Annotated in this window: 17 protein-coding genes; 4 read left to right on the top strand and 13 right to left on the bottom strand. The window is 35.7% G+C overall.

Annotation, left to right across the window (positions count from 1 at the left end):
• The first annotated feature begins 90 nt into the window (after positions 1-90).
• The 3 genes from V7M80_RS00765 to V7M80_RS00755 are packed head-to-tail and all read left to right on the top strand — an operon-like array spanning position 91 to position 1,513.
• Complete coding sequence (locus V7M80_RS00765; RefSeq protein WP_333693319.1) at positions 91-564, top strand: hypothetical protein; 474 nt, start codon at positions 91-93, stop codon at positions 562-564.
• Positions 557-757 (top strand): helix-turn-helix transcriptional regulator, encoded by a 201-nt coding sequence (locus V7M80_RS00760; RefSeq protein WP_333693317.1) that lies wholly within the window; start codon positions 557-559, stop codon positions 755-757. Before V7M80_RS00765 ends, V7M80_RS00760 begins: the two co-directional genes overlap by 8 nt.
• A 42-nt stretch (positions 758-799) precedes the next feature.
• The gene (locus V7M80_RS00755; RefSeq protein WP_333693316.1) at positions 800-1,513 is read left to right on the top strand and encodes a 3'-5' exonuclease; all 714 of its coding nucleotides are present in this window, start codon (positions 800-802) and stop codon (positions 1,511-1,513) included.
• A 70-nt stretch (positions 1,514-1,583) separates the two neighbouring features.
• Here the strand turns inward: V7M80_RS00755 and V7M80_RS00750 are convergent, their stop codons facing one another.
• Positions 1,584-4,856, bottom strand: a complete 3,273-nt coding sequence (locus V7M80_RS00750) for a S8 family serine peptidase (protein WP_333693315.1) — start codon at positions 4,854-4,856, stop codon at positions 1,584-1,586.
• 173 nt (positions 4,857-5,029) lie between these two features.
• Between V7M80_RS00750 and V7M80_RS00745 the strand changes: the two genes are divergently transcribed.
• Entirely contained in the window at positions 5,030-6,718 is a 1,689-nt protein-coding gene (locus tag V7M80_RS00745) for an ABC transporter ATP-binding protein (RefSeq protein ID WP_333693313.1), read from the top strand.
• Here the strand turns inward: V7M80_RS00745 and V7M80_RS00740 are convergent, their stop codons facing one another.
• The 12 genes from V7M80_RS00740 to V7M80_RS00685 all read right to left on the bottom strand — a co-directional run bounded on the left by V7M80_RS00740 (position 6,719) and on the right by V7M80_RS00685 (position 19,871).
• A complete protein-coding gene (locus tag V7M80_RS00740) occupies positions 6,719-7,777 on the bottom strand; it encodes a hypothetical protein (RefSeq protein ID WP_333693311.1) in 1,059 nt (352 codons plus the stop codon).
• Positions 7,778-7,798: 21 nt separating this feature from the next.
• Positions 7,799-8,458 (bottom strand): 3-oxoacid CoA-transferase subunit B, encoded by a 660-nt coding sequence (locus tag V7M80_RS00735; RefSeq protein ID WP_333693310.1) that lies wholly within the window; start codon positions 8,456-8,458, stop codon positions 7,799-7,801.
• 92 nt (positions 8,459-8,550) lie between these two features.
• Complete coding sequence (locus tag V7M80_RS00730; RefSeq protein WP_333693309.1) at positions 8,551-9,249, bottom strand: CoA transferase subunit A; 699 nt, start codon at positions 9,247-9,249, stop codon at positions 8,551-8,553.
• 74 nt (positions 9,250-9,323) lie between these two features.
• A complete protein-coding gene (locus tag V7M80_RS00725; protein WP_333693308.1) occupies positions 9,324-11,603 on the bottom strand; it encodes a penicillin-binding protein 1A in 2,280 nt (759 codons plus the stop codon).
• Between the two features lies 1 nt (position 11,604).
• Entirely contained in the window at positions 11,605-12,087 is a 483-nt protein-coding gene (locus V7M80_RS00720; protein ID WP_333693307.1) for a gliding motility lipoprotein GldH, read from the bottom strand.
• On the bottom strand, positions 12,071-13,240 hold the full coding sequence (locus V7M80_RS00715) for a PSP1 domain-containing protein (RefSeq protein WP_333693306.1): 1,170 nt from the start codon (positions 13,238-13,240) through the stop codon (positions 12,071-12,073). The genes V7M80_RS00720 and V7M80_RS00715 overlap by 17 nt, the downstream gene beginning before the upstream one ends.
• Before the next feature lie 125 nt (positions 13,241-13,365).
• Positions 13,366-13,596 carry a ferredoxin gene (locus tag V7M80_RS00710; protein WP_333693305.1) on the bottom strand — a complete coding sequence of 77 codons (231 nt, stop codon included), beginning with the start codon at positions 13,594-13,596 and terminating at the stop codon, positions 13,366-13,368.
• The gene (locus V7M80_RS00705; RefSeq protein WP_333693304.1) at positions 13,596-14,837 is read right to left on the bottom strand and encodes a peptidase U32 family protein; all 1,242 of its coding nucleotides are present in this window, start codon (positions 14,835-14,837) and stop codon (positions 13,596-13,598) included. Before V7M80_RS00705 ends, V7M80_RS00710 begins: the two co-directional genes overlap by 1 nt.
• 2 nt (positions 14,838-14,839) lie before the next feature.
• Positions 14,840-16,207 (bottom strand): oxygen-dependent tRNA uridine(34) hydroxylase TrhO, encoded by a 1,368-nt coding sequence (gene trhO, locus V7M80_RS00700; protein WP_333693302.1) that lies wholly within the window; start codon positions 16,205-16,207, stop codon positions 14,840-14,842.
• 314 nt (positions 16,208-16,521) lie between these two features.
• Positions 16,522-16,905, bottom strand: a complete 384-nt coding sequence (locus V7M80_RS00695) for a hypothetical protein (RefSeq protein ID WP_333693300.1) — start codon at positions 16,903-16,905, stop codon at positions 16,522-16,524.
• A 125-nt stretch (positions 16,906-17,030) separates the two neighbouring features.
• Positions 17,031-17,441, bottom strand: coding sequence for a BrxA/BrxB family bacilliredoxin (locus V7M80_RS00690; RefSeq protein ID WP_333693298.1), 411 nt, complete (start codon positions 17,439-17,441; stop codon positions 17,031-17,033).
• A gap of 129 nt (positions 17,442-17,570) precedes the next feature.
• Positions 17,571-19,871, bottom strand: coding sequence for a TonB-dependent receptor (locus tag V7M80_RS00685; protein WP_333693296.1), 2,301 nt, complete (start codon positions 19,869-19,871; stop codon positions 17,571-17,573).
• Positions 19,872-19,929 lie beyond the last annotated feature (58 nt).

Below are 19,929 nucleotides of genomic sequence, written 5' to 3'. Positions count from 1 at the left end.
GATGGTTTTTTTTATACAATAATGTAAAGTATGTTTTACATTATGGAAAATATTTTTTACATTTGTGGTGTTAATTTAAAAAGATTATTTATGAAAACTAATTTTTTATTACCTCATGGTTTTCGAAAATGGGGATGGAGTATTCTGGGAATTGCTTTCATTCTAATTTTTTATTCGGTGTATTTTGAATCAGAGCTTTCTTTTTTTGATTGGAAAGTCTTTGCCGTTTATTCCAATCATCTTTTGAGTGAGGTTCAGTATTTTACTTGGATATCGAATAATGTACAAGATGAGATAAGTGCATTATTGGTTATTATAGGCGGACTTTTTGTGGCCTTCTCTAAAGAGAAAATAGAAGATGAAATGGTGGCCAAAATTAGAACCGAAAGTTTAGTTTGGGCTACCTACGTAAATTATATTGTATTAGCTTTTTGTCTAATATTCTTTTACGGAATGTCATTTTTGACCTTATTACTTTGCAATATGTTTACTATATTGGGTTTCTTTATTTTCAGATTTCAATGGAAGATGTTTCAATCTAATAAATTAACGGAGTATGACTAATTCTATTAAAATAGCTCGCGTAATAGCTCAATTAACCCAAGCCGAACTAGCTGAAAAAATTGGAGTTAGCAGACAAACCATCAATGCTATAGAATCCAATAGGTTCGTACCATCAACCGTATTGGCATTGAAATTATCTCATTTATTTCAAAAATCGGTAAACGAATTGTTTCAATTGGAAGATACAGATTAAATGAAAGTTTTTAATTACTTTTAAGGTGTAAAATTATACACCATGATAGAAAAAGTAAAACTCGACAACATTCTTTTTTTAGATATTGAAACCGTTCCGGAATTTGAAAATTTTAGCTTATTGGATGAGGAGCAACAGTATCTTTTTGATAAGAAAACAATTTTTGCTCGTAAAGACGAATTTTCTGCTTCCGAATTTTATGAAAGGGCTGGTATTTGGGCTGAGTTTGGTAAAATTATTTGTATTTCTGTAGGCTATTTTGTCACTAAAGCTGATGTGCGAAACTTTAGAGTTACTTCATTTTATGGGGACGAAGTAAAAATATTAAAAGATTTTTGTAACCTTTTAAATACGCATTTCAGTCAACCGCACCATTTATTATGTGGTCATAATTCTAAAGAATTTGATTTCCCTTTTTTGGCCAGACGTATTATTATAAATCAATTGCAAATGCCGGCAAAATTGAATTTATTTGGCAAAAAACCATGGGAAATACCCCATTTAGATACTTTAGAATTATGGAAATTTGGCGATTATAAACATTTTACTTCTTTGCGATTGCTCACCAAAGTTTTAAAGATTCCTTCACCTAAGGATGATATCGATGGGAGTGAAGTAGCACATGTTTATTACGTTGAGAAAGATATAGATAGAATTATTACCTATTGTGAGAAAGATGTTATTGCAGTAGCTCAAGTCATATTAAGATTGCGAAACGAAGATTTATTAATAGAAGAAGAAATTAGTGTAATATAAAAAAGCAATAACTAAAATGCCCCAAATAGTATCTAACTTTTTGGGGCATAATTATTACTTAACTTTTGTTTTATTTCTTTACGCTTATTTTTTTGCTAATCTTTTGATTGTTGTAATCTATAGATAATACATAAATTCCTTCTGATAAATGGGCGACAGAGAGGGTTTCGGATTGATTTAAAGTTTCTATCGCACTTATTTTTCGGCCTTGTAAATCAAATAATTCCATTTTAACCGTTCTGTCTAAGACAAATGGAATTTGAACCGTAAAGGAATCACTAGCCGGATTAGGCACAACTGTAATTGCTTTAGAATTAAAATCGGATATGCCTAATGAACTTTGAATTGTAATTGGGACTACTCTTTCTGGAATCCACCCCGAAAAAGCATTAAGGATACTCACTTTAAACGAATCGGTGTTAGATTCGGTTAATGCATTAACATAAGTTATACGGTTTAAATTAATATCATTTTGTGTGAACGTATTTCCTACAGTCATAAGAATCCCGTTTTTGAATAATTGACCTAAACTAGGAGTTTGTAATAGGGTGTAAACCTGACTTTGACTGTTTTGATTTGGAGTTGAGGCATTCATTTCTGAATTTAAAATCACTTTGGTACTGGAAATATCAGTTACAATTCCATTATTTTGAAAGGAAAGTAGGTTAATTATATTAGTTAAACTACAAATATCAATTCCAAATTGGTTTATTCGACCTCCATCTTGATTGTGATTGTCAACTACTTCCAGCCACCATACTCCATCAGCAGGTAGATTATTTAATGAACTTAATGGGTCTAATGGTTTAACAACCCCCGAGATTCCGGGATTGTTGCCGCAAACAATATTGGACCCGCTATCATCAAGAGTCGCAACGATGTCGTCTTCTCCGCCACAAGGTTCTTCAAAAAGTATAATTTTGGGACTGCCAATACTCGCTGGACCATACAGATTAATTGTCATGTCTTGAATCCAAGTATGTGAAATGTTTAGTCTAACATTTAAGTCGCCAATAGTATAACCACCGGATAGAGTTAATGGAACTGTAGCTATGGAATTGGCAACGGTTCCAATTACGGCATTGTTATAATTGGTTGCATTAAAAGGGATTGTGCAAAACAATAAACCCGTTTGAAAACTTGAAAAACCAAATTGAGTGGCTGCACCACAACGATTACTGGGTTTCACTCGCCAATAATAGACTGTTTGATCGTTTAAATTTGAAACCGTAAAAGAGGTTTGTGAAGTAGTTGAGGTTCTAATGATATTTGAAAATGTAACATCTGTAGCCAATTCTACAATGTAATTTTCAGCATTTACATCGGGTTGCCAGTTAAGAGTAACCGTTGACCCTAAGCTGGTTTGACCGTTTGTTGGAGAGACACTCACAAACGGACTAAAATTTGGACTAAGAACTTTCAAAGTTACATATCGGGTTTCACTTTCAATCCCGTTTGAACCCGTAACCCCAATGGTATAAGTTCCGGGATTCACAGCATTCAATTGGGATACGGTTAATGAAAAAAAGCCGTCCGAATTCAACGAAGTTGAACTAAATTCAGCTAGAGCACCTTGGGGTACATCTGTTACAGAAAACGTAACATTGGGTCCGGAAGTTTTTCTAAAATTAAATCCAAAAACCGCATTTTCACTTGAACATAAAACTTGATCATAACCTTGAGGAACAAATCCAAAGGAAGATTGCACTCCCGTAATTACTAATCCAAAATCTTGAAAATTGTCAACCAAAGTACCTTTGTGAGTAATTGTAATAGTATAGTCGCCACCATTAGCATTATCAATTTTTACCGATTCTACTGTATCTACATTATTGTCTGAGTTTCGTAAAGCTGCTCTGGTAGCATCGGGTTGTAATTTCCAAGGATAAAAAACAGAAGACCCTTGAGTTATGCGAATGTCTAAATCGTTTACTAAAGCTGGAGTAGGGTCGTTTAAAACACCTATATTGGCTGTTCCGGGTACATCTGTCCAACAAATTGTGGCAATCAAAGGGGTATTATTTGTAGATTTTACGGTTTTTGTAAAAACTTGATTCTGATTCAAACGTTCTTCTGATACCCAAGAATTTAAACCGTTATTTGTTATCACATTTGCGGCTGCTTTGGCATTAATTAAGCCCCAACCAAAACGTGCATCAGGGCCTACAAGTCCGGCATCGTCTGCTGTATGACATGCTAAGCCTTTAAGAGTAGAAGCTTTTAAAAACTTTTGATTTAAATTGGAATAATGCTGTTGTATAAGAAGTAGAGTACCCATCACATTGGGACTAGCCATTGATGTTCCGGATATGGTTAAATATGCACTATCACCGGTACTATTTGTGGAGTACAAACCAGAACCGTTTCCGGTTATATCCGGTTTTATTCGTAAATCGTCTGAGGGTCCTTGACTGCTTCCGGCATTAATATTTACCGAAACTAAATCCCCATTTACATTAATATTGGCATCTAATGCATTGGCAATAACCAAATTGTTTTTGGCATTTTTATTTCCCATTAACTTGTCAAATCCAAATGTTGTGGGTGAGGGATTGGCATTACCCCCATCGTTCCCGGCAGATACAATCATTAAATAATAGGGAGATACATAATGTATTTGATCCCAAACTCTTGCGTCTGGAGAATAGGCTCCGGGATACCAATCTCCTGGAGAGTTGGCTAAAGGGGTACCATAAGAATGATTGGAAAGTAAGAGTCCGTTTTGAATTTCTTGTAAAACTTCGGCTTCATCATTTGTCCAGGTAAAACTTTTTACTGAAGCTTGATTTGCCATTCCTTTTGCACTAAAATCTACACCTGCAGCTGCTACGGTTCCTGTTACATGGGTAGCATGAAAACTATTATTGTTTAGATTAAAAACACCATCACCAATAGTTACTCGGTTATTAAATTCCTGATGTGATACTCTTACTGGTCCGCCATCCCAAACTCCTGCAACCATGTTTTGACCATCCAATTGAAGTCCCATAGCACCACCTGAATTTAAAAAACTGGCACGACTAGATAAGGCTGCTGCAGTGTTGTTTAATGAAAAATACTTAGGACTGCCATCGGGGTATAACCCAACGAGTTCATCAAAACTGCCGTCTTCATTAAATTTATAAATCTCCCAACCGTTTATTTTTGCTAAAGCTAAAGCCCGTTCTCTGTCAGAATTGTTTTTCTGAAGAAGTTCTTCTTGAAGGAGTTTTATTTTAGCCAAATCATATTGTTCTAAAATCTTTGCTTTTTGTTCTTCTGTTTGGGCAAATACAGAATTAGAAAATACTAATAAAAACAAAAACAAAGTAAAAGAAGTGTAGTTTTTGTAGGTTTTTTTCATGGTATTGTGCAATTTTTTTCAAATATATTAAATTTTACGAATTTATTTTAATTTCTAATATTGAAAGAAATTATGGTTTTATAAGTACAAGTAAAATGTAGAATAGTTTAATTTTACTTTCTAAACAGTTTAGGGTTTTCTTATATTTACGTTTCAATGCCAATTTTAGATTTATGGATAAATCACCACTTTTAACCATTCAAAATTTGACTCTTTCTTTTTTACGAGAGAATCAGTTTCATACGGTAGTATCCGACATAAATTTTGAAGTTTTTCCAAATGAAATTATTGGAATAGTTGGAGAGTCGGGTTCCGGAAAATCGATTTCTACATTGGCTATAATGGGCTTGTTGCCTCAAAAAGTTTGTAAAATTGAAAAGGGGAATATTTTTTTTCAATCTGATGATTTGACTCAGTTTTCAGAGAAACAATTTCAAAAAATTAGAGGAAAAGAAATCGCGATGATTTTTCAAGAGCCTATGAGTTCTTTAAACCCATCGATGAAATGTGGCAAACAAGTGGCTGAGGTTTTGGCTCAACACACTTCTATGAATGCAAATCAAATCAAACAAGAGGTTATTGCGTTATTTCACAAAGTAAAACTACCCAATCCGGAGACCATTTTTGAAAAGTACCCGCATCAAATTTCCGGAGGACAAAAGCAAAGAGTAATGATTGCAATGGCTATTGCATGCAAGCCGAAATTACTCATTGCCGATGAACCCACTACAGCTTTAGATGTTACGGTTCAGAAAGAGATTATTTTACTTCTCAAAGAAATTCAAAAAGAAAATGAGATGAGTATTCTTTTTATTTCTCACGATTTGTCTTTGGTTTCTGAGATCGCTCAGAGAGTTTTGGTTTTGTATCAAGGTAAAATGGTTGAACAAGGTTTAGCTAAAGAAGTTTTTAACCATCCTAAACATATTTATACACAAGCTTTGATAGCTTCCAGACCCACATTGGATGTACGTTTAAAACGACTTCCTACCATTCAAGATTATATGCTGAACCAAGTTGATAAGCAAATTACAACTACCGATTCACGGGCAAAATATCACGCTAAAATGTACGCCAATCCGCCATTATTGGAAGTAAAGAATGTAAATAAAGTCTATTTTTCAAGAGTGGGCTTATTTGGAAAAACAACAACATTTAAAGCCGTAGACGATGTAAGTTTTTCGGTATATGAGGGTGAAACTTTGGGATTGGTAGGCGAATCGGGATGTGGTAAATCAACATTAGGAAATGCTATTTTACAATTAGATAAAGCCACCTCCGGTTCTATTTTATATCGTGGTAAAAACATTTCGGAATTAACCGGTGGCGATTTAAGAGTGCTACGCAAGGAAATTCAACTCATTTTTCAAGACCCCTTTTCTTCTTTAAACCCTAGAATTCCTGTAGGTAAAGCCATTATGGAGCCCATGATAGTGCACAAATTGTATGATTCTAATGCAACCCGAAAAGCTAAAGTAATCGAAATTTTAGAACGTGTAGGTCTTACAGAAGCCCATTTTAACCGCTATCCTCATGAGTTTTCCGGTGGTCAAAGGCAACGAATCGGAATAGCACGAACAATCGCACTTCAACCTAAATTGATTGTGTGTGACGAATCGGTTTCGGCATTAGATATTTCGGTACAAGCCCAAGTGTTAAATTTATTGAATGAATTGAAGGAGAATTTCGGATTTACCTATATTTTCATTTCTCATGATTTAGCCGTTGTTAAATATATGAGCGATCAAGTTCTGGTAATGAATAAAGGAAAAATCGAAGAAATGGCCGATGCCGATATATTGTATGCCCATCCTAAAAGTGAGTACACTCAAAAATTGATTGATGCCATTCCGAAAGGGTAATTAATAATATTCAATTTTTCGGTAATAAGTGTTTTTATGCCATACCGGTTTAGGTTCACTTCCGTTGTAACTGGTGTTAATGAGATTTGATACATTCATTTCAATCCAATTTCCTTTTTTATCATAAATTAAAAAGGTCTCAGACCGAAGTTCGTTTTTATCGTTGTAATATTTTTTGGCCCGAAGTTTATTTTGTAAATCGTATTCGAAAACACGTACAAAGGTGATTTTATTATTGTAGGTTTCTGTAATACAGATGATTTTTTTGCCTTTTTCATAATATGTTAACTCTTTAGTTCTCAACTGTAAAGAATGGTCTTCAAGATTTTTTGAATATTTATAAACGGCACTAGTGTCTGGGGTTGATTTATAAATATAATGGTATTCCATTACTCTATTGTCTTGCCAAATTTTCTCTACTTTTTTTCGATTTTGAGAGTCGTATTCATAAATCGTTTTCAAGTTGTTATGACGCATTACGTTTACAGATTCGATGAGCAAGCCTTTAGTGTTAAAAGTATTTTTTAGAAATTCGGGTTCTTTTTTTCCTTCATCATCAAAGGTTTCTGTCTCCAGTAAGTTGGAGTTTTTATCATAAAATAACCTTTTTTCCCATATTAAGTAACCTTCCGAATTGAAGGTTTTGGAACGTATAATATTCCCCTTTTTGTCAATTGTTTTAATGGTTTTATGAGTTCTTCTGGGCTCGGCCGTTGCATAACCGGTGTAGGGATTTTTTTGGTTTTCCTTAATCGAAAAATGGGCAAATTCTTTATCCAAATCATCACAATAGTCACACAAATCAGTGACAATTTGATTCTTTATATATTGGTTTCGCTCGAAAGTATGTAATCTTTGGTTAAAAAAAGTTTTAGATTGAATTATTCTTCCTTTTGTGTCAAATAAAATATGTTCAATTGGAGTTTGTGCGGTGTTTTCTTTACTTACACTTAATTCAATAGACTTAATTTTTCCTTTAAGAACTTCATTTTCGAGTTTGTATTCTTGGCAAAATCCATAAGACCCAAAAAATACTATAATCCAATATAATTTATTCATCAATTTAGGGTTCAGTAAGTCTTAATCCAAAACCATTTCCGGAATTTCACCTTCTACAATAAGAGTTCCTTCAGTAGCTTTAATGATTTCCTCTACCGATACACCTGGAGCTCTTTCTAAGAGTTTAAAACCATTGGGCGTTACATCTAAGACCGCTAATTCGGTAACTACTTTTTTTACACAACCAACACCGGTAAGAGGCAAACTACATCTTTTTAACACTTTTGATTCACCAGATTTATTTACGTGCATCATAGCTACGATAATGTTTTCTGCAGAAGCAACCAAATCCATGGCTCCACCCATACCTTTTACCATCTTTCCGGGAATTTTCCAATTGGCAATGTCGCCGTTTTCGGCTACTTCCATGGCTCCCAAGATAGTTAGATCTACTTTTTTACTGCGTATCATCCCAAAACTAAAAGCCGAATCAAAGAAACTCGCTCCGGGCAAGGTGGTAATGGTTTGCTTTCCCGCATTAATAATATCGGCATCTTCCTCTCCTTCAAACGGGAAAGGTCCCATACCCAATACACCGTTTTCACTCTGAAACTCAACCGAAATATCGGTACGGACAAAATTGGCTACTAATGTTGGAATGCCAATTCCTAGATTTACGTAGTAACCGTCTTTCACTTCTTTTGCAATGCGTTTTGCAATTTGTTTTTTATCTAAAGCCATTTTTTTAATGTGTCAATGTGTTAATTAGTCGATGTGTCAATTTGGAAATGTGTCAATGAATTGTCTAATTGACAAATTGTCCCATTGGCACATTATCTCTGTCTAACCGTTCTTTGTTCGATTCTTTTTTCATATTTTTCTCCTTGAAAAATACGATTGATCATGATTCCCGGAATGTGAATTTGATTGGGGTCTAGGGTACCGGCTGGGACTAATTCTTCTACTTCAGCTATTGTAATTTTGGCAGCTCCAGCCATACAGGCATTAAAATTTCTTGCCGTTCCTTTGAAAATTAAATTTCCGGCTTCATCTCCTTTCCATGCTTTTACAATAGCGAAATCGGCTTTGTATGCTTCTTCCATGACATACATTTTGCCATTGAATTCTCGGGTTTCTTTTCCTTCTGCCACTTCAGTTCCGTAACCAGCTGGTGTAAAAAAAGCAGGAATTCCGTGTTGAGCAGCTCGGCATTTTTCGGCTAAAGTACCTTGAGGTGTAAGTTCAACTTCCAGTTCTCCCGAGAGCATTTGGCGTTCAAACTCGGCATTTTCACCTACATAGGAAGAAATCATTTTTTTTATTTGTTTTTTTTGCAGTAGGAGTCCCAATCCAAAATCATCCACACCCGCATTATTAGAGATACAAGTGAGATGGGTGACATTCATTTTAACCAATTCGGCTATGCTATTTTCAGGGATTCCACATAGTCCAAATCCACCCAACATTATCGTTGTGTTATTAGTGATTCCGTGAAGAGCTTCTTGCACAGAATTAACTTTTCGTATAATCATAGTGTTTGTTTTTTCGGATTTTAAAGGTATAAAAAAATGGGCTTTTTGCAAAGTCCATTTTAAAGTTATGTTTATTAGAAGTTGAATTCATCTACGTTTTGGTCAAAATCTAAAGTGTCTTTGGTAGCCTTCCAGCAATCTACCTTGATGTTTAAATTTTCGGGCCTTTCGAAAGGGTCTTTGGAGACGTTGAGTTTGTCGTCTTTGTAGCATTTATCCATGTACAATCCCCAAATAGGCAATGCCATTGTAGCTCCTTGTCCCATAGCGGTACTTCTAAATCTTGCCGCTCTGTCTTCGCATCCTACCCAAATTCCGGTACATAAATTTGGAACCATTCCCATAAACCAGCCGTCAGAATTATTTTGCGTAGTTCCTGTTTTTCCTGCTATGGGATTTTCAAATCTGTAATTATACGATTTAACGCCACCACCGCCCCATCTTAATCGGGTTCCTGTACCAGATTCGGTAACTCCTTCCATTAATTTGATAACCGCATAGGCGATATCTTGATTGAGTACGTCATGGCTTTCCGGAACAGTTTCAAAAATGAGATTTCCGTTTTTATCTTCAATACGGGTTATAATTTGTGGTTTTATGTAAATACCTTTATTGGCAAAAGTGCTAAAAGCGGCAACCATATCATGAACCGTAATTTCAACAGCACCTAAACAAATAGAAACTTGTTCGGGTATGTCTGAGGTAACACCCAATTTGTGAGTTAAATCGATAACGGGTTTAGGTCCGGTTTGATCTATAAGTTTAGCAGATACAGTGTTTATGGAGTTTGCCAATGCTTTTTTCAGATTGATCATTCCTCTGTATTCGCCATTAGAATTTTTTGGTGTCCAAGACTCACTTACATTGTGTCTTCCTCTAGGGATAGTAAAAGGAGAGTCAATAATAGAATCACAAGGTGACATATTAAGTTGTTCTATAGCAGTAGCATATACAAAGGGTTTGAAAGTAGATCCTACTTGTCTAGCTCCTTGACCGGCATGATCGTATTGAAAATGCTTGTAATTAATGCCTCCAACCCAAGCTTTAACATGTCCGGTTTGTGGTTCCATAGAAATCATTCCGGTACGTAAAAAATGTTTGTAATACCGAATAGAATCCAATGGAGTCATGATTGTATCACGTTCCCCTTTCCAAGTAAAGATTCGCATGTCTGTTTTTACACTAAACGATTTTATGATGTCTTCCTCGCTTTTGTCTTGAGCTTTCATGAGACGCCATCTTTCCGAATTTTTCATGGCTCTGGTCATGAGCTTTTGAGTTTCGTCGTCAGTTAGTTTTAAAAACGGGGCATTTTTATTGCTTTTTTGGGCTTTAAAAAATTCGGCTTGAAGATTTTTTAAATGTTCATCAACGGCTTCTTCGGCATGTTTTTGCATGCGTGAATCGATGGTGGTATAAATTTTTAGCCCATCGTTATAGATATTGTATTCCGAGCCGTCCGGTTTTTTGTTTTCTTTTACCCATTTTTTCATATAATCACGAAGGTATTCTCTAAAATAAGTGGCAATACCGTCTACATGACTTTCGGGATTAAAATCTAATACAATAGGTTTTTTTTCAAGTAAAGCTTTGGCTTCGGGTTCTAAAAAGTTATTGCGAACCATTTGAGCCAAAACCGTATTTCTTCGTTTTAAAACAAGCTCTTTTCTTTTTTCTCTGACAGGATTGTAAAGAGAAGGGTTTTTTAGCATTCCTACCAAAAGAGCACTTTCTTCTATGGTAAGGTCTTTGGGTTCTTTACCAAAATAGACTTTGGCAGCCGATTTAATTCCTACAGCTGTGTTGACAAAATCGGCTCTGTTTAAATAAAGAGCAATGATTTCGTTTTTGGTATACTGGCGTTCCAATTTGGTAGCAATAATCCATTCTTTAACCTTTTGAATAACTCGAAATAAAATAAATTTAGAGCCTTCTCCGTGAAAGAGTAGTTTAGCTAACTGTTGTGAAAGAGTACTTGCTCCGCCATCTGAACCTAATTTTACAGCAGCACCAAAAGTTCTTCGGGCATCTATTCCGGAATGTTCATAAAAGCGTTCATCTTCGGTAGCAATAAGTGCATCAACTAAATGCTTGGGTAATTCTTCAAATTTTACCGGAGAACGGTTTTCCTTGTAAAATTTACCAATAACAACACCATCGGAAGAAATGATTTCTGTGGCCAAATTGGAATCGGGATTTTCTAATTCGTCAAAACTTGGCATTGAGCCAAACAAACCAAAATTAGCAAAGACAAAAAACAGAAATATTCCGCCCAATCCGTATAAAAATACTTTCCAGAATTTTTTTTGGTAATAGGCTATATCTTTTGTGAGTGTATTTTTTTTATGAGCCATTTTACTTTATTGTTTCAATTCGTAATCCAATTTCGGTTATACCTTCCAGATTTTCAACACCTTCAATTTTATTTTGCTGTCTAACCGCCTGTTGTATATAAAAGGTGTGTGGTTGGGTATGGCTAAAAGTAAAGTTTTCTTTGTAAAAAAGCTTACTCTCTTTGGTATCGGTCATTCCATTGCCTAAAAGAGTCCCATCCGGATTTGCCATAACATATTCTAGGGTATCAATAATTGATTTTTTGTTCCCTTGATTCATTTCAACAATTAAAAAAAGGTTTTGAAAAGGATAATTGTTGTTGTTTCTTACCGTTAAAAAAAGATTGTATTTTTGGGTTGAATCTTTGGGAGTAAAGTCAAACGAAACGATACTGTCTTTATGCCAAGATTCTCCGGTGCTTTTGTATTGGTCAAAACCCCGATTTTTATCACACGAAAATAATGTGAACCATACAAGTAAAAACAAACTATTTCTTAATGTCATTTTTGTTTTGGGTATTGGGTCTTCTTTTTTTATTATTGTTTTTTCTTTTTTTCTTGGGTTGGTCAAAACGGGTTAAACTTTCTTGTCCCATTGCATTGTTAAAGTCTTGTTTTGGCTCTTGGGCTAGTTCTAAAGCAAAATCTTCAAGCGAACTCACTTTTTTCTTTTGCTTGTTTTCAGCCACGATTTCCTTAACTTGATCTACATGTAATACATGCCAATTTGCAATATTATCAGCATAGGCAAACCACATGAGTCTTTTAAAGATGTCTTGCTTTTGGCAATAGGCCAAACCCTTCTCAGTATCTAATTTGGTATCAAAATCCGGAAAATCTTTCAAAGCATCCATGTAGGTATCTAACTCATAGTTCAAACAACATTTTAGTTTACCACATTGTCCGGCAAGTTTTTGCGGATTTAATGAAAGCTGTTGGTATCGAGCAGCAGAGGTGTTTACACTTCTAAAATCGGTCAACCAAGTAGAGCAACACAATTCTCTTCCACATGAACCGATTCCGCCTAAACGAGCCGCTTCCTGACGGAAACCTACTTGTTTCATCTCGATTCGGGTTTTGAAAGATTGAGCATATTCTTTAATCAATTGACGAAAATCTACGCGGTCTTCTGCGGTATAATAAAAAGTAGCTTTTGAACCATCTCCTTGAAATTCAATATCAGAAATTTTCATTTGCAATTGCAAACGAATCGCAATTTCTCGAGCGGTTACCTTCATAGGTTCTTCTTTTGCTCGGGCGTCTGACCAAATATCAATATCTTTTTGAGAAGCTTTTCGGTAGATTTTGGTAATTTCAGGACTAGTAGGATTTACGCCTTTTTTCTTCATTTGAACCTTAACCAATTCTCCGGTTAGGGTAACAATTCCGATATCATGTCCCGGTGAAGCTTCAGTTGCCACAATATCTCCAATAGAAAGTGACAATTTTTCGGTATTGCGGTAAAATTCTTTTCTTCCGTTTTTAAAACGCACTTCCACACAGTCAAAAGGTTCTTGACCGCTAGGCAAACTCATATTGGAAAGCCAATCGAAAACCGTTAATTTGTTGCAGCTATCGGTGCCGCAAGTCCCTTTATTTTGACATCCTTTGGGAGCTCCTCCATCTTTACTCCCGGTAGAACAGTTTGTACAAGCCATAATTTTGTATATATTGGTCATCTCGTTATACAAAACGAGACTACTGACATTAAACGTTAAGAGTGTAAAGATAGTATTTTTTTGGTTGATGTTTCACCAAAGTTTGATTTTCAATTTCTAAAAAATCACGTTTCTTTTACCGAAATAATATGCACCGGACAAGCTTTTTGAGCTGCTTCACAAGCTTCTACAATCGTATGATTGGGCGACTTTAAAGTGTGAAAACCCTTGGTGTTTACGGATTTCAACAAAACTGATTTTCCGTCTTTTTTTGACATTTGAAATTGTGCCGGAGCCATTTCTACACAATAATTACATCCAATGCATTTGTCGCGTTGCAAAGTTATGACTACCATTATTGCTCCACAATTTTATATAATTTATCCGAATTTCTCACTCTAAAAGGTAATTTCAGAGTGCAGCTATCCCCTTTGGATGCTTTTTCTAAACGGTTATCGTTTACTAGCATTTCATTGATTACGAGTTCCTGTACTCCCGTAGTTGGTCCGGTTATCATGATTTTATCACCAATTTTGATGTCGTAAGCCTCAATTTTAAATTCGGCGATATTCGTTTTCGGAAAAAAGTGAACGCCTTTACCCACATATACTTTTTTCTGTGTTGCATTTGAACCCGGATTGGCACTCCATTCACCTAACTTTTGTCCCAAATAATAACCCGACCAAAAACCTCGATTATAAACGGTACTCAAATCTTCCATCCATAGGTCGATTTTTTCTTTGGTAAAAGTTCCGTTGTAATAGGAATCAATTGCATCACGATAGGTTTTAGTAACCATTGCCACATACTCCGGAGCACGTCCTCTACCTTCTAATTTCAAAACTTTAATTCCCGAATCGATTACTTGATCTAGAAAATCCAACGTACATAAATCTTTGGGAGACATCATATATTCGTTATCAATTTCAATTTCAAATCCGGATTCTTGATCAATTACAGTATATTTTTTTCGGCAATTTTGTTTGCAAGCTCCCCTGTTGGCAGATGAATTGTGTGAATGCAAACTCAAATAACATTTTCCGGAAACGGCCATGCACAAAGCCCCATGTCCAAAGATTTCGATTTCTACTAAATTACCACTTGGGCCTTTGATTTGTTCTTTTTCAATTTGTTCTGTGATTTTTTTCACTTGACGCAAACTCAATTCACGCGACAGCACAATGGTATCTGCAAACAAGCTGTAAAATTTGACAGTTTCTACATTTGTCACATTTAGTTGGGTTGAAATATGGACTTCCATCCCGATAGCTCTAGCCGAAGCAATCACGGCTTGGTCTGAAGCAATCACAGCTGTAATTCCGGCATCTTTGGCTTTGCTAACCAACGTTTTTACAACGGATAAATCGTGGTCGTAAATAATGGTATTCAGCGTTAAATAAGTTCTAACCTTTTGGGCTTTACAACGTTTAGCAATTTCGGGTAAATCTTCCAAAGTAAAATTGATAGTTGCCCGAGCTCGCATATTCAGTTGTTCTACACCAAAATATACCGAATCGGCACCGTTATCTAATGCGGCTTGCAACGATTCAAAATTTCCGGCCGGAGCCATGAGTTCTATTTTTCCTGATGGAGTCATGACTAGCTAATAACTTTAAACAATTTATCCGATAATCGAATACGAAACGGAACTGCAAACGTTAATTTGTCTCCCGGTTTGGCAACCGTTCCCTCTTGACCATTGACAAATATTTTTTCTAAAACCAGCTCTTGATTGCCGGTGGTTGGCCCGGAAATTAAAATTTTATCTCCAGAGTTTATCTCTTGGTTTTCAATTAAAAACAAACCAACACTAGCTTTGGTATAATAATGTTCGGCTTTGCCCACTAGTATTTTTTTACGTTTTATGCGTTCGCGAATAGGTTTTGGTTTTTCTATTTCATTTGCAACGGCCAAGGGCACATCGCTTAATTCGCCGGAATGTTTGAATTTTAAAGCAGGTGATTTTCCTTTTTTGAAAATCATGTTTCCTTTTTGAATGCCTTTTCTCAATTTGACTTGCTCGGCTAATGGTAAATGAATGATTTCCTGACATTCGGAGGAACAACAATTATCCATTTTTTCTTTGCATTCATCACATTGAATGAATAGCAAATGGCAACCATCGTTCACACAATTGGTATGATTGTCACATGGTTTTCCGCATTGGTGACATTGCGAAATGATATCGTTTGTGATGCGTTCGCCCAAACGATGATCGAACACAAAGTTTTTACCAATGAATTTGCTTTCCAAACCTTCTTGCTCAATTTGACGGGCATATTCAATGATTCCACCTTCTAATTGATAGACGTTTTTGAAACCTTTATGCTTGAAATAGGCACTGGCTTTTTCGCATCGAATTCCACCTGTGCAATACATCAACAGATTTTTATCTTCTTTAAGGTCTTTTAATTGTTCTTCAATAATGGGAAGTGATTCTCTAAACGTGTCCACATCCGGGGTGATGGCTCCTTTAAAATGACCAATTTCACTTTCGTAGTGATTTCTAAAATCTACCACAATGGTGTTCGGGTCTTCTAAAAGTTGGTTGAATTCCTTCGCTTTTAAGTGAATTCCTTTATTGGTTACATCAAAAGAGGAATCATCTAAGCCATCGGCTACAATTTTATGACGTACTTTTATGGTCAATTTTAAAAAGGAATGATCGTCTTGCTCGCGAGCCACGTTCAATCGGATGCCACGCATAAAATCATAAACATCTAACGTGTCTTTGAATTGATAAAAGTAATCTGCCGGTAACGAGAGTTGGGCATTAATACCTTCGTGAGCCACATAAATTCTACCCAAGACATCCAACGGATTCCAGGCTAAGAACAAATCATCTCTAAATTTTTTTGGATCTTCAATTTTGGCATAGGCATAAAAAGACAACGTAAGTCGTTGTTTGCCGGCTTGATCTATAAGCTCGGCTCTTTCTTCTGCCCTCATCGTGTTATACAGTTGCATGCTATAAACGTTTTTGGGTTTTACAATAAATTGAATTCTAAATGGAAGAATTTTGGGTAAAAGTATAAATATTTAATATGAATTAAAAAAAATGAAGTTCGTTTTATAAAGAAGATAGGGTTTTCATTTTATTTAAAATCCTTATTTTTAATAAAGTTTATTTAGAGTTGTAATTTTAATTTATATCAGATGTGCAGATTTCACAAAGTTCATTGAACTGTAAATTGTATTTTGTATTCCTGAATTTAAATTAATTTAAGAAAGGAGAGTTATTCTTTAAATGCAACTCTCCTCATTTCATGGGCTTAATTTTTCTAATTTCCAACTATTACACAACCCCCATTATCACATTCCACCGTTTGGGGTGGTAAAACAACTGCACAGTCTGAAACTGCATTCGTTTGAATGTTGTACTCTAGGTTTAATTGATTGTAGATTTCAATCATTGACTCTAATTCGTCTAAATCAATCGATGATGGAAAAGTTAAAAACTCTGTTGGCCCACCACACGGTTTCACACCAAATGCTATAGTGTTGCAGTTTTCTGAGTTGTTGCATTCAAAACCGGCGATGTAATCTATAATCTCCTGTTTTTTCAAATTTAATTGTTCAAGGGTAATAGGTTCAGAATTATTGTCTTCACACTGAAAACTTTGAAGCAACACGGCCAATACAAATAATTTTAAAATAAATTTCATAGCTGTTTTTAATTGGTTATCCTATGTGTAAGATGAGTTTTTTTTAAAAGGTTGCGTTTTTCATTAAAATAAAAAACCCTCTCAAAATCAGAATTTGAGAGGGTTATTTTAGAAACGATTTCTATTTAACAAAATTCGTTATACGCATCTTTTAAATTTTCAGCGATCATTTCAGCCGGGCGACCTTCAATGTGGTGACGTTCTAACATGTGTACTAATTCACCATCTTTAAACAAAGCCATACTTGGCGAAGATGGTGGAAAAGGAAACATATGTTGTCTTGCGGCATCAACCGCTTCTTTGTCAACACCGGCAAAAACGGTTACCAATTGATTCGGTTTTTTAGCTCCGTCTAAGCTCATTTTGGCTCCCGGTCTAGCGTTTCTGGCGGCACATCCGCATACAGAATTTACTACAACTAAAGTAGTTCCGGGTTGTTTGATAGCATTTTCAACCGCTTCTGCACTATATAATTCTTGAAAACCAACTTCCGATAATTCGGCTCTCATGGGTTTTACCATTTCTTCTGGATACATATTTTTTTTATTAGATTGTTAGATTTTAGGATTGTTCGATTCTCAGAATCGAAAACTTTGCAAAGTTACTAAGTTTTCATTTTCATTTGATGATTTCAATCATAAAGATTTGTTATGATGGAATAATTTTTACAACAAATCGGTTCCAATCTTTAAGCCAATAAAAATAGTTCTGGGTCGAGATGGACCGTAAATATAATTGGCATCTCGGTTTACACCTAAGTCAAAATCGTTTTGATATTGATTGAATACATTCTGAATTCCGCCACTTAATTGAAGGTGTAATTTTTCTTTTACCACAAAGGTATAGGATGATTTTAGATTGATTTCATAAAAATCAGGGGTGGTTACTAAACGGTCTTCGGCAATGAATCCGGCAAAGTGTTGAGCATACATTTTTCCGGTATAAACCAATGAAAGATTGTTTTGAAAAGCCTTTTTAGGAGAAAATGTTGCCATTAAATTTCCATATACATTTGGTGAACGGAAGAAATTTCGATTGGTATTGGTCACGTTTTCGCTCCATTGAACCGCTTTGTCATACAAGGCTTTTTGAATGGTTGCTCCCGCTTGAAATTGCCATTTTTGTCCCGGAGCATATTTGGCTTCCAGGTTAATTCCGTAAACATTTGCTCCTTTTCCATTGCGTTTTTCCCAGATGGTTTCTGTAAGTTGTTCCAAGACAAACGGGTCATTTAATCGAGTGTAAAAGGCTTCAAATGTTAATCCGGCTTCCGAATTAGGCGAAACATTACTCCAATCTAACGAAGTTAAAAAGGAATGGGATGTTTCCGATTGTAATCCGTCTGCTAATTCAACCAAAGCCACTTCTCCGGCGGCAATTCGGGCGTGTATGTCTTCCGAAAATACTTGTGGTGCTCTAAACCCTTTGGCATAAGAGTTTCGCCATTGCAAATTTTCTTTAATATTGTACAGAATATTTAGTCTTGGGTTCAATATCACATCTTCATCGGCGGCATTGTGAAAATCGGCTCGTAATCCGCCTAAAACTTTTAGTTTTTCATTTACTTTCCATTCTTGTTGAGCATAAATCCCAAGAATATCTAAAGTTTGATTGACGAACGCATTGTAACCGGGCTTGGCATCCCTCATTTTTTCTTTTTTGTATTCGGCTCCTGTGGTTAACGTTCCTGAGCCTCCTAAAAAGGATTCTTGTTTTCGATTGTATTGCGTACCACCAATCCAAGTAACTACCTCAGTATTTCCGTATCCTCTTAGGCTTTCGGCATAATCTATATTACCCAATTCATCATCCACACGACCGCCATAAAAATTGTCGTTTTTAGATTGTTGCGTGTTGATGTAAACGGCATATTTATTCTTTTCATTTTTTGAATAATTTTCAAATGTGAGTCCGCCACCCACCATTTTGGACGTAATTTGTTCTGTGGTAAGTGCTTCAAAAGGTTGTAAATTAAAATTGTTTTCACCCCCTCTTCTGAACTCATTTACCGTATGAAATTCGGCAGTAATTTTACTTCGCTCAAACGGTCGGTAAAACGATTTGAATCCGAATGTTCGGTTTTGCATGGCGGTAATTTCGGTAAAATTATCCTCATTGGCATCAAAAGCACCGCGATCACGAAGCATTGCAAAAAGTTGAATGCCTAAATTCAAATCGTCTGATAAAACGGTTCCGTTTAACGTTAAGGCTTTGTCAGGTGTTTTTCCATCAATCAATCCTAAATGCGAATTTACTTCAAATGAATTTACAATCGGATCTTTTGTAATAATGTTGATGGTGCCCGCAATCGCATTCGAACCATATAAAGACGAACCACCACCACGAACCACTTCAATGCGTTCAATCATATTGGTCGGAATTTGATCTAAACCATACACACCATTTAAAGCTGAAAAAATCGGTCGGCTGTCCATTAAAATTTGAGAATACGCTCCATCTAAGCCATTCATTCTAACTTGAGTAAATCCGCAGTTTTGGCAATTGGTTTCCATTCGTAATCCGGGTTGAAAACTCAATCCTTCCGATAAACTGATGGCTTGGGCTTTTTGTAGAACTTCAGAATTGGTAACGGTAACAATCACTGGAGCTTCAGTTCTTTTTTGAATTCCACGTGTGGCTGAAACCACCACTTGATTGAGTCCGAATACACTTTCTTCTAAATTAAAATCCAAATGAATTTTTCCTCCAGGGGGCACAATTATGTTTTTTTCTTGGTTTTTAAAACCAATAGCTTGTACAATTAGGGTTTGTTTTCCAGATGGAACTTCAATAGAATAATTCCCGTTTTCATCGGATGAGGTCCCGGAGGTGGTGTTTTTAAGTAGAACACTGGCAAAAGGAACAGCTTGACCTTCAGATAGTATATGGCCTACAACGATGCCTTTTTCTTGTGAAGAACCAATTAGGGCAAGCAAAAGGAATAACAGCAGTATATTTTTTTTCATTTCAAAAAATAATTTTAGACAAAACTAAAAATATTTTTACGCATATAAAATAATTTTT

This window comes from Flavobacterium sp., from assembly GCF_036759525.1.
GTDB lineage: Bacteria > Bacteroidota > Bacteroidia > Flavobacteriales > Flavobacteriaceae > Flavobacterium.
This window is presented reverse-complemented; position numbering and strand designations above follow the sequence as displayed.

Coding starts and splice junctions, on each gene's coding strand:
- V7M80_RS00765 (WP_333693319.1), top strand. CDS start 91: ATGAAAACTAATTTTTTATTACCTCATGGTTTTCGAAAATGGGGATGG.
- V7M80_RS00760 (WP_333693317.1), top strand. CDS start 557: ATGACTAATTCTATTAAAATAGCTCGCGTAATAGCTCAATTAACCCAA.
- V7M80_RS00755 (WP_333693316.1), top strand. CDS start 800: ATGATAGAAAAAGTAAAACTCGACAACATTCTTTTTTTAGATATTGAA.
- V7M80_RS00750 (WP_333693315.1), bottom strand. CDS start 4,856: ATGAAAAAAACCTACAAAAACTACACTTCTTTTACTTTGTTTTTGTTT.
- V7M80_RS00745 (WP_333693313.1), top strand. CDS start 5,030: ATGGATAAATCACCACTTTTAACCATTCAAAATTTGACTCTTTCTTTT.
- V7M80_RS00740 (WP_333693311.1), bottom strand. CDS start 7,777: ATGAATAAATTATATTGGATTATAGTATTTTTTGGGTCTTATGGATTT.
- V7M80_RS00735 (WP_333693310.1), bottom strand. CDS start 8,458: ATGGCTTTAGATAAAAAACAAATTGCAAAACGCATTGCAAAAGAAGTG.
- V7M80_RS00730 (WP_333693309.1), bottom strand. CDS start 9,249: ATGATTATACGAAAAGTTAATTCTGTGCAAGAAGCTCTTCACGGAATC.
- V7M80_RS00725 (WP_333693308.1), bottom strand. CDS start 11,603: ATGGCTCATAAAAAAAATACACTCACAAAAGATATAGCCTATTACCAA.
- V7M80_RS00720 (WP_333693307.1), bottom strand. CDS start 12,087: ATGACATTAAGAAATAGTTTGTTTTTACTTGTATGGTTCACATTATTT.
- V7M80_RS00715 (WP_333693306.1), bottom strand. CDS start 13,240: ATGGCTTGTACAAACTGTTCTACCGGGAGTAAAGATGGAGGAGCTCCC.
- V7M80_RS00710 (WP_333693305.1), bottom strand. CDS start 13,596: ATGGTAGTCATAACTTTGCAACGCGACAAATGCATTGGATGTAATTAT.
- V7M80_RS00705 (WP_333693304.1), bottom strand. CDS start 14,837: ATGACTCCATCAGGAAAAATAGAACTCATGGCTCCGGCCGGAAATTTT.
- trhO (WP_333693302.1), bottom strand. CDS start 16,207: ATGCAACTGTATAACACGATGAGGGCAGAAGAAAGAGCCGAGCTTATA.
- V7M80_RS00695 (WP_333693300.1), bottom strand. CDS start 16,905: ATGAAATTTATTTTAAAATTATTTGTATTGGCCGTGTTGCTTCAAAGT.
- V7M80_RS00690 (WP_333693298.1), bottom strand. CDS start 17,441: ATGTATCCAGAAGAAATGGTAAAACCCATGAGAGCCGAATTATCGGAA.
- V7M80_RS00685 (WP_333693296.1), bottom strand. CDS start 19,871: ATGAAAAAAAATATACTGCTGTTATTCCTTTTGCTTGCCCTAATTGGT.